The 9,128-nt window shown below is 72.4% G+C and carries 7 protein-coding genes and 1 pseudogene; 6 read left to right on the top strand and 2 right to left on the bottom strand.

Translation table 11 applies throughout. From position 1 onward, the window contains the following. Positions 1–361: pseudogene (locus tag DSY14_RS25380) on the top strand (SDR family NAD(P)-dependent oxidoreductase); the annotation flags it as partial. 57 nt (positions 362–418) lie between these two features. After that, the gene (locus tag DSY14_RS25375; protein ID WP_249188451.1) at positions 419–1,162 is read left to right on the top strand and encodes an SDR family NAD(P)-dependent oxidoreductase; all 744 of its coding nucleotides are present in this window, start codon (positions 419–421) and stop codon (positions 1,160–1,162) included. Between the two features lie 103 nt (positions 1,163–1,265). Here the strand turns inward: DSY14_RS25375 and DSY14_RS25370 are convergent, their stop codons facing one another. Together DSY14_RS25370 and DSY14_RS25365 are read right to left on the bottom strand one after the other, a co-directional pair. Next, a complete protein-coding gene (locus tag DSY14_RS25370) occupies positions 1,266–1,970 on the bottom strand; it encodes a pentapeptide repeat-containing protein (RefSeq protein WP_211719135.1) in 705 nt (234 codons plus the stop codon). Between the two features lie 37 nt (positions 1,971–2,007). Then, a complete protein-coding gene (locus DSY14_RS25365) occupies positions 2,008–3,588 on the bottom strand; it encodes a PucR family transcriptional regulator (protein ID WP_211719134.1) in 1,581 nt (526 codons plus the stop codon). Between the two features lie 313 nt (positions 3,589–3,901). Here DSY14_RS25365 and DSY14_RS25360 point away from each other — a divergent pair, with 313 nt between their 5' ends. Genes DSY14_RS25360 through DSY14_RS25345 form a run of 4 tightly spaced genes read left to right on the top strand, consistent with a single transcriptional unit; the run spans position 3,902 to position 9,064 of the window. Next, positions 3,902–4,771: a xanthine dehydrogenase family protein subunit M gene (locus tag DSY14_RS25360; protein ID WP_211719133.1), complete on the top strand. Its 870-nt coding sequence runs from the start codon at positions 3,902–3,904 to the stop codon at positions 4,769–4,771. After that, entirely contained in the window at positions 4,762–5,277 is a 516-nt protein-coding gene (locus tag DSY14_RS25355; protein WP_211719132.1) for a (2Fe-2S)-binding protein, read from the top strand. Before DSY14_RS25360 ends, DSY14_RS25355 begins: the two co-directional genes overlap by 10 nt. Beyond that, positions 5,274–6,632 carry an 8-oxoguanine deaminase gene (locus DSY14_RS25350; RefSeq protein WP_211719131.1) on the top strand — a complete coding sequence of 453 codons (1,359 nt, stop codon included), beginning with the start codon at positions 5,274–5,276 and terminating at the stop codon, positions 6,630–6,632. Before DSY14_RS25355 ends, DSY14_RS25350 begins: the two co-directional genes overlap by 4 nt. Beyond that, entirely contained in the window at positions 6,632–9,064 is a 2,433-nt protein-coding gene (locus tag DSY14_RS25345; protein ID WP_211719130.1) for a xanthine dehydrogenase family protein molybdopterin-binding subunit, read from the top strand. The genes DSY14_RS25350 and DSY14_RS25345 overlap by 1 nt, the downstream gene beginning before the upstream one ends. Positions 9,065–9,128: the final 64 nt, after the last annotated feature.

The following is a 9,128-nucleotide window of genomic DNA, read 5'->3' as shown; positions in this document are numbered from 1 at the left end:
CGGCGACATCGCCGCGGTGGCGGTGGCCGCGCTCACCGAACCGGGCCACCACGGACGCACCTACGAACTCAGCGGACCCCGCGCCCTGACCCTGGACGAGGCGGTCGCCGAGATCTCCACCGCACTGGGGCGCCCCGTACGTTACGAGGCGATCGCGCCGAAGGACTACATCGACGGACTCGTCGCGTCCGGTTGGGCGCGGGGGGAGGCACAGGCCATGGCCATGGGGTTCTCCCCCATCGCCAAGAGCCTGGAGGCGCCCACGGCTCCCGGGGTGCGCGAGGCGCTCGGACGCGACCCACGCGACTTCGGCGAACACGTCGCGCACGCCTTCTCGCGCCCGCCGTGGCGCGCCGCCTGACCCCGGGGCCCGGGGCCGCCCGACCCGACCGACGCCACGAGGCGAGGAGAGCGACGCATGAGCGCACACGACGACACCGGCGGCGACGGCGGAGCGCGGCCGATCCTGGTGCTCGGAGCCACCGGCATGACCGGGAGCCGAGTGGTCCGGTGGCTGCGCGCGGACGGCCGTCCGGTCCGGGCCGCCTCCCGCACATCGGAGTGGAACTTCGACTGGCAGGACCCGACCACCTGGGATCCGGTTCTGGCCGGGGTCCGGGCGGCCTACGTGGTCCAGTTCGATCCCGAACCCCTCACCCCTGCGTTCGTCGAGCGGGCGGCGGCGCAGGGTGTGGAACGCGTCGTTCTGTTGTCCGGCCGCGGGGTCGACGACCCCGACTACTTCCCGCAGGCCATCACCGCGGACGCGGACTTCGTGCCCACACACCTGGTCGGTGAACGGGCCGGCGACATCGCCGCGGTGGCGGTGGCCGCGCTCACCGAACCGGGCCACCACGGACGCACCTACGAACTCAGCGGACCCCGCGCCCTGACCCTGGACGACGTCGCGGGGAAGGTCTCACGCGCTCTGGGGCGCGAGGTCGCCTACACACCCGTCACGGTCGAGGAGTTCGTGGCCGAACGCGTCGCCGCAGGCGAGGACGCTGAGGCGGCACGGGGACTGGCCCTGGCACTGTCGCCCATCTCCCGGGGCAAGGACGCCCACCTCTCCCCCGGAGTCCACGAGGCGCTGGGCCGGGAGTCACGCGGGTTCGACGCGTTCGCCGCGGAGGCCGCCGCCTCCGGGGTCTGGGACCACTGACCCGGGACCGCGGCCGTTCGGGCGGAAGACTCCACGGGTCGGTGCGGGGCGCCCGCACCGACCCGTGGCCCGTGCTCTGGCGTTCCCGCACGGCGGGGCGCGGTCAGTCGACGACGGTGATGCCGATCGAGGCCAGGATCATCCCGGCCTGTCCCGGGCCCAGGGTGGCTCCGCGCAGGTGACCGGCCTGGTCCAGCGGTACCGCCCCCAGGTCGGCGCCGCGCAGGTCGGCGCCGGCGAACTTCGCACCCACCAGGTGAGCCCCGCGCAGCCGCGACTCCACCCACACCGTCTCGCGCAGGTCCGCCGCGGACAGGTCGGCCTCGTCCAGGCGCAGCCCCTCCAGGGTCCGGCCTCGCAGCACCAGGCCCTTGCAACGGGCCAGCATCAGGTTGCACTGGGCGAGGGTGTAGCCGACCCCGCGCAACGACGTGAGGTCGGCACCGGTCATCCGGCATCCGTGGAAGGCGGTGTCGGTGAGCAGGGCGCCCTGCCAGCGGGTGTTGGCCAGGTCCACCCGCTCGAACCGGGCGTCGGTGGCCTCGATGTGGGTGAGGGAGGCGCCCGAGGCGCTGCCGCCCGTCATGACCGCGCCCTCCAGCACCGCCCGGTCCAGGCGCGCCCCGTCCAGGCGACAGTCCACCAGGCGGGCGTCCACCAGGGAGGCGTCGCGCAGGTCGGAGCCGCTCAGGTCGCAGCGGGTCAGGACGCGCGGCGCACCGAGGTCGTGCGCCAGCGCCTCGCGCAGGTCGAGGTCGGACAGGTCGGCGTCGGTGATCTCGGCGGTGGCGAGAGGGTCGGTGCTCATGCACCGGACCCTAGCGGTCGACACCGACAGGAGACGGTCAGTCCCGCAGTTTGAGCGCCAGGAACAGGTCGACGCGGTGTTCGAGGCTGCTCAGGTCCCGGCCGGTGAGCTCCTCCACACGGCCGATGCGGTAGCGCAGGGTGTTGACGTGGACGTGCATGGCGGCGGCGCAACGCTGCCAGGATCCGGAGTGGGCCAGGAACCGCTCCAGGGTCTCCACCAGCTCCGAACGGTGATCGCGATCGTAGGCGATGAGCGGCCCCAGAAGCCTCTCCCGGTAGGAGGTCTGCACCTCCTCGGGGACCGAGGCGAGCAGGAGTTCGTGGGAGTCGATCTCGGCGCCGGCGATGACACGGGAGCGGCCACCCCGGAGTTCGGCCAGGCGTCGGGCGTGGCGGGCCTCGACGGCGGCTCCACGCAGTTCGGACACACCGCGGGTGGCCGAGCTCAGCCCGATGGCCAACCGGTAGTCGAGCAGTCCGGTCTCCAGCACGCGGGCTCGGTGGACCAGGTCGGCGCGCAGTGCCTCGCCCCGGGCGCGGACCCGGTGGTCGGCCCCTTCGATGGGAAGCACCGCCAGGGCGTCGTTGTCGCCGGTGACCACGGCGCCGGGGTGGTCGGCGACCAGCTCGGTGACCACGCGCCTGGCCAGGTCGGGCACCCGGGGTTCGGGCAGCATCATGGCGCTGACCACCACGTGGGCGCGGTCGTCGGAGGCTGCTCCGTCCCCGGTGCCGTGGAGCAGCGCGGCGACCTCGTCGAAGCGCTGGGCGGCGAGCAGGCGCGGCAGCCCCTCCAGGTGACGCGCGGTGGTCAGGGCGCGTTCCTCCTCGCGACTGCGGGCCAGGACACCGATCGAGACGAGTTCGGCGACGGTCTCGTGCACCTCCTCGCCCCAGGTGGCGTGGTCACCGGCGACGACCATCGACCACCCGGCCAGCGGGTGGGAGTCCTTGGCCCGGACCGGCAGCACGGTGACCACGCGCCCGCCGTCGCGACCGTCGGGAACACGCGTGGTGTGCGGGAACGAGGACCAGGTCAGGGCCTTGGCGGCGAGGTGTGCGCGTTCCTCGGGCGGCAGGGGTTCGTCGTGGGCGGCGATGGGCCGGCCGGTGGAGGAGAGGATCCAGGCCTGCAGCCCGGCCTGGGTGGCGGCCGAGGCGAAGGTGCGGGGGAAGTCGGCACCGGAGGCGACCTCGGCCATGAGGCGACGGTGACGGTCGCGGGTCTCGGCGATGGTGGTGAAGCGACGCTGGGTGAGGGAGCGCAGGACCTCCTCGGTGACCGCGCCGAAGGAGGTCTCCGCGGGGATCTCCACGAGTGGGATGTCGTGCTCGCGACAGGCGGCGACGAGGTCGTCGGGGATCGCGCCCAGAGCGGTGCCCGCGCCCACGGCCACGGCCCCGGCGTCGAGGATCGAGGCCACGAAGGTCGCGGAGTCCTCGGGACGGGTGCGCCACATCATGCCGGTGAGCACCAGTTCGCCGCCGCGGAGATAGCGGGCGGGTTCGAGCAGGTCAGTGGTGTAGGCCCATCGGATGTCGCGATGGGCGTGCTCCGCCCCCGTCAGGAACCGCAGGTGCAGTCTCTTGACGTCGAGCAGGTCACTGATCCGCATGGACTTCCTTCGGAGTCGGGGTGGGCGTGTCCCCGCCGTGAGGACGGCGGGTCACGACACAGTGTGTCCCACGATGCGAGCGTCGGGCACCGGTGGTGGACCACCTCGATATTCTCACCAACGCCATTTGGAGGAAACGACCAACCGTCACCGTTCGTTCCCCGGGCACTTCATGTCATCACCGCCTGGTAGGGGCGGAAGGTGCAGTGGTGTACTTCACAGGATCGCCCGCTCTTCACCGGGATCACCGGTTTCGACGGGGGTGCGCGTCGATCAGGACGCGGCCGGACCACAGCGCAGGACGAGGACGAGCATGGAATTCCTGAGGCCCTCCACACTGGTGGAGGCCCTAGAGGCCAGGAGCGCCCATCCCGACGGTGTGCCCATCATGGGCGGCACCGACGTGATGGTGGAGCTGAACTTCGACAAGCGCCGCCCCTCGGCGCTCATCGACCTGACGCGGGTCCCGGAGCTGACCGAGTGGGGTGCGGACGGCGACCACACCCGCCTGGGCGCCGGGGTCCCCTACACCACGATCATCGAGCACCTGGCGGGGTCCGCCCCGGCGCTGGCCAAGGCCTCGCGCTCGGTGGCCTCGCCACAGATCCGCAACCGGGGCACGGTCGGCGGCAACCTGGGCGGGGCCTCCCCCGCCGGGGAGTCGCACCCGCCCCTGCTGGCCACCGACGCCGAGATCGAGCTGGCCTCGGTGCGCGGCACGCGCAGGGTGCGGGCGCGCGACTTCTATCTGTCGTTGCGCACGACCGCCCTGCGTGAGGACGAGCTGATCACCGCGATCCTGCTGCCCGAGCCCACCGGCCCGCAGCAGTTCGCCAAGATCGGCACCCGCAACGCCATGGTGATCGCCGTGACCTCCTTCTCCCTGGCGTTGGACACCCGGAACCGGAAGGTGGGCACGGGTGTGGGCTCCGCCGGACCGACTCCTCTGCGCGCCGAGGCCGCCGAGGAGTTCCTGGAGGCCGAGTTCGACTGGGAGGACGGTCGCCCGCTCGCCGAGCCGGTGGTGCGCCGTTTCGGCGACCTGGTGGCCGCCGCCGCCCGTCCCATCGACGACCAGCGCGGCAGCGCCGAGTACCGCAAGCACGCGTTGTCGGTCATGGCGCGCCGTGCGCTGAGCTGGTCCGTCACCGACTACCGGAAGGGGTCCGCGCGATGCGCGTGAGTTTCAAGGTCAACGGTGAGAACGTCACCGCCGACGACGTCTGGCCGGGCGAGAGCCTGTTGTACGTGCTGCGCGAGCGTCTGGGTCTGCCCGGCAGCAAGAACGCCTGTGAGCAGGGCGAGTGCGGGTCGTGCACGGTCTACTTCGACGGGGTCACCGCCTGTTCGTGCATGATCGCCGCCGGGCAGGCCGAGGGGCGCGAGGTGCGCACGGTCGAGGGTCTGGCCCGCAAGGAGGGCGTCGGCGGCGACCGCGCCCTCAGCGACGTGCAGGAGGCGTTCGTCGAGGCGGGCGCCGTCCAGTGCGGGTTCTGCACCCCGGGCCTGCTGGTGCAGACCGACGACCTGCTGGAGAACACCGTGGGCGCGGGCAAGGGCGCACCGGCCGACGCCGAGATCCGTGAGGCGCTCGCCGGCAACCTGTGCCGCTGCACCGGATACGAGAAGATCATCGACGCGGTCCACCTGGCCGCCGGGCGCCGCGCCGAGGCCGGGAGCGGCTCATGAGCGGGGCGATCGTGATCGAGGGCGCTCACGTGGTGACCGTGGACGGGCCCGAGTACACCGACGGCCACGTCGTGGTGCGCGACGGGCGCATCGCCGCCGTGGGCGCGGGCCCCGCACCCGCCGTGGCGGGCGAGGTCGAACGGATCGACGGTCGGGGCCGCGTGGTCACACCCGGTCTGGTCAACACCCACCACCACCTGTACCAGTGGGCGACGCAGGGTCTGTTCGCCGACGGCACGCTCTTCGAGTGGCTGGTGGGATCCTACGAGATCTGGCACCGCCTGGACGCCGGGGTGGTGTCCGGGACGACGTCCGCGGGGCTGGCGCACCTGGCCCTGTCCGGGTGCACGACCGCCTCCGACCACCACTACATCTACCCGGCCGGGCGCGGCGACATCGTGGCCGCCGAGGTGGGGGCCGCCCGCGAGGTGGGGATCCGGCTGGACCTGGCCCGCGGATCGATGGACCGCGGGCACAGCCAGGGCGGTCTGCCGCCGGACAACGTCGTGGAGACCCTGGAGGACGCCCTCACCGGGACGGCCGCGGCCATCGACGCCCACCACGACCCCTCCTTCGACTCCCTCACCCGGATCTCCGTGGCACCGTGCTCGCCGTTCTCCGTCTCGCGGGAGCTCATGGTCGAGGCCGCGGCGCTGGCGCGGGACCGGGGGGTCCGGCTGCACACCCACCTGGCCGAGACCCTCGACGAGGAGGAGCAGTGCCTGGCGGAGTTCGGCTGCACCCCCGTGGAGTACGCCGAGAAGCTGGGGTGGTTGGGCGAGGACGTGTGGTTCGCGCACGCGGTGCACCTGTCGGACGCGGCGATCGGCCGCATCGCGGCCACCGGCACCGGAGTGGCCCACTGCCCCACGTCCAACGCCCGTCTGGGGGCGGGCATCTGCCGGGTGACCGAGCTGCTCGAGGCCGGCGCCAAGGTCGGCCTGGGCGTGGACGGCCCTGCCTCCAGTGAGCTGTCGACGTTGTCCGGGGAGATGCACCAGGCACTGTTGATGGCGCGGGCCCGCAAGGGACCGCAGGCGCTGTCCGCCCGGCGATCCCTGGAGCTGGCCACTCTGGGCGGTGCCCGGGTGCTGGGCCGCGCCGACGAACTGGGGTCGCTGACGGTGGGCAAGCTCGCCGACCTGGCCCTGTGGCGGGTGGACGGGCTCGGATTCGACGTCATCGACGACCCGGTCGTGGCGATGGTGTTCGGCCCCAACCCGCCCCTGGAGCGGCTGTGGGTCGGCGGGAACACCGTTGTCGACCGCGGCGAGCTGCGCACCCTGTCGGCCGAGACCGCCGCCGCGCGCGGTCGTGCCGCGCACCGGAGTCTGACCCAGGAGGTGAACCGCTGATGGCGGCCACGACCCCGACCGTCACCGACCTGACCAGCACCACCAAGGACGGGGTGGGCGCGAGCCCGCGCCGACCGGACGGCACGCTGAAGGTGACCGGTGAGTTCGCGTACTCGTCCGACATGTGGATGGAGGACATGCTGTGGGGCGCCACCCTGCGCAGCCCCCATCCGCACGCGAACATCCTCGGCATCGACGTGACCGAGGCGCTCAAGGTGCCCGGTGTGCACGCGGTGCTCACCCACGAGGACGTGCCCGGCGCCAAGCGCTACGGGCTGGAGTACCAGGACCAGCCGGTGCTGGCCTTCGACAAGGTGCGCTACAAGGGAGAGTCGGTGGCGATCGTGGCCGCCGACCACCCCGAGACCGCCCGGCGGGCGATGGAGCGCATCAAGGTCGACTACGAGGTGTTGGCCCCGGTGAGCGATGCCCGGCGCGCGGCCCTGGACCCCGACTATCCGCTGGTGCACGCCCGGGGCGAACTTCCCGAGCACCCCGAGCACAACCAGAGCGGCAACCGGGTGCGCTACCAGCCCATCCGCACGGGCGCGTTCGTGGACGCGTCCGCCGTCGGCGAGGAACGGTCCGCGGTCCTGGAGCGTCTGCGCGCCGAGGCCGACGTCGTGGTGTCCTCCGACTACGAGGTGGGCATGCAGGACCAGGCGTTCCTGGGACCGGAGTCGGGAATGGCGATCCCGGCCGAGGACGGCGGGGTGGACCTGTTCGTGGCCACTCAGTGGCTGCACGTGGACCAGCGCCAGATCGCCCCGGCCCTGGGGCTGCCCCAGGAGAAGGTGCGGCTGACCCTGGCCGGGGTGGGCGGCGCGTTCGGGGCGCGTGAGGACCTGTCGATGCAGATCCACGCGTGCATGTTGGCGCTGCGCACCGGTAAGCCGGTCAAGTTCGTCTACAACCGGGAGGAGTCCTTCTACGGGCACGTGCACCGTCACCCGGCCACGATGCGCTACGAGCACGGCGCCAAGGCGGACGGGACGCTGGTGTACGCCACGTTGGAGATCATCGTGGACGGCGGCGCGTACGCGTCGGCGACCCCCGCGGTGGTGGGTGTGGCCTCCTCCCTGGGCATCGGCCCCTACGAGGTGCCCAACGTTCTGGTGGACGCCTACGGCGTGTACACCACCAACCCGCCGTGCGGTGCGATGCGCGGGTTCGGCGCGGTCCAGGCCTGCTTCGGTTACGAGTCGCAGATGGACCGGCTCGCCGAGAAACTGGGGATGCACCCGGTGGACCTGCGGATCAAGAACGCCATGGCGCAGGGATCCCGGATCATCACCGGCCAGGAGATCGACATGCCGCTGCCCATGGCGGAGATGTTGGAGCGGTGCCGTGACCTGCCGATGCCGGTCGAGCGCACCGAACTGGAGGACCCGGCCGACCAGCGCACCCTGCCCGGAGGCGTCGCGGGGACCACACGCGGCGAGGGTGTGGTGCGCGGTGTGGGGTACGGGGTCGGGCTCAAGAACCTGTGCTTCTCCGAGGGGTTCGACGACTACTCCACCGCCCGGGTCCGCCTGGAGGTGGTCAACGGCGAGCCGGTGGTGCTGGTGCACACGGCGGCGGCCGAGGTCGGCCAGGGGCTGGTGACGGTCAAGGGGCAGATCGCCCGCACCGAGTTGGGTGTGGAGAAGGTGGTCATCGCCCCCTCCGACACCCAGGTGGGTTCGGCCGGCTCCTCGTCGGCCTCGCGACAGTCGTACATGACCGGTGGCGCGGTGCGCACGGCCTGCGCGTCGGTGCGGGCCGAGGTGTTCGCGCTGGCCCGCGCGCAGGACCTGGTGCCCGACGGGGTCGAGGACACCGGGCTGGCCCTGGACGGCGGCAAGATCGTCTCCGTGACCGGGGACGTCCTGGCGTCGCTGACCGATGTGCTGGGCGAGTCGGCGCGGGGCGGCACCGTGGTGGAGCACACCCGCGAGTACCATCACCGGCCCACCGAGATGATCGACCCCGAACTGGGGCAGGGCGACTCCCACACCCAGTTCGGGATGTGCGTGCACCGCGCCGTGGTGGACGTGGACGTGGAACTGGGACTGGTCAAGGTCGTGTCCCTGGACGCGGTCCAGGACGTGGGCCGGATCCTGCACCCCCAGCAGTTGGCCGGTCAGATCCAGGGCGCCTCCACCCAGGGGCTGGGGTTGGCGCTCATGGAGGAGATCCAGGTCGAGGACAGCGTGATCCGCAACCCGTCCTTCACCGACTACCTCATCCCGACCATCCTGGACACCCCGCCGATGCGCATCGACGTCCTGGAACGCCCCGACCCGCACGCGCCCTACGGCCTGCGCGGGGCCGGTGAGCCGCCCACGTTGTCCTCCACCCCGGCGGTGGTGGCGGCGGTGCGCGACGCGACCAAGCGTCCGCTCACCCACGCGCCGGTGCGCCCCGAGGACATCGTCGGCATCGATCTGTAGGTCGCCGACGTGTCGTGACACCCGGACCGGGAGGGACGACGGGCGCCGGTCGTCCCTCCCGGTC

This window comes from Nocardiopsis sp. MG754419 (genome assembly GCF_018207095.1).
Taxonomy (GTDB): Bacteria; Actinomycetota; Actinomycetes; order Streptosporangiales; family Streptosporangiaceae; genus Nocardiopsis.
This window is presented reverse-complemented; position numbering and strand designations above follow the sequence as displayed.

What these genes read in the sequence shown, in the direction of transcription:
- DSY14_RS25375 (WP_249188451.1), top strand. Translation starts at nt 419, where the DNA reads ATGAGCGCACACGACGACACCGGCGGCGACGGCGGAGCGCGGCCGATC.
- DSY14_RS25370 (WP_211719135.1), bottom strand. Translation starts at nt 1,970, where the DNA reads ATGAGCACCGACCCTCTCGCCACCGCCGAGATCACCGACGCCGACCTG.
- DSY14_RS25365 (WP_211719134.1), bottom strand. Translation starts at nt 3,588, where the DNA reads ATGCGGATCAGTGACCTGCTCGACGTCAAGAGACTGCACCTGCGGTTC.
- DSY14_RS25360 (WP_211719133.1), top strand. Translation starts at nt 3,902, where the DNA reads ATGGAATTCCTGAGGCCCTCCACACTGGTGGAGGCCCTAGAGGCCAGG.
- DSY14_RS25355 (WP_211719132.1), top strand. Translation starts at nt 4,762, where the DNA reads ATGCGCGTGAGTTTCAAGGTCAACGGTGAGAACGTCACCGCCGACGAC.
- DSY14_RS25350 (WP_211719131.1), top strand. Translation starts at nt 5,274, where the DNA reads ATGAGCGGGGCGATCGTGATCGAGGGCGCTCACGTGGTGACCGTGGAC.
- DSY14_RS25345 (WP_211719130.1), top strand. Translation starts at nt 6,632, where the DNA reads ATGGCGGCCACGACCCCGACCGTCACCGACCTGACCAGCACCACCAAG.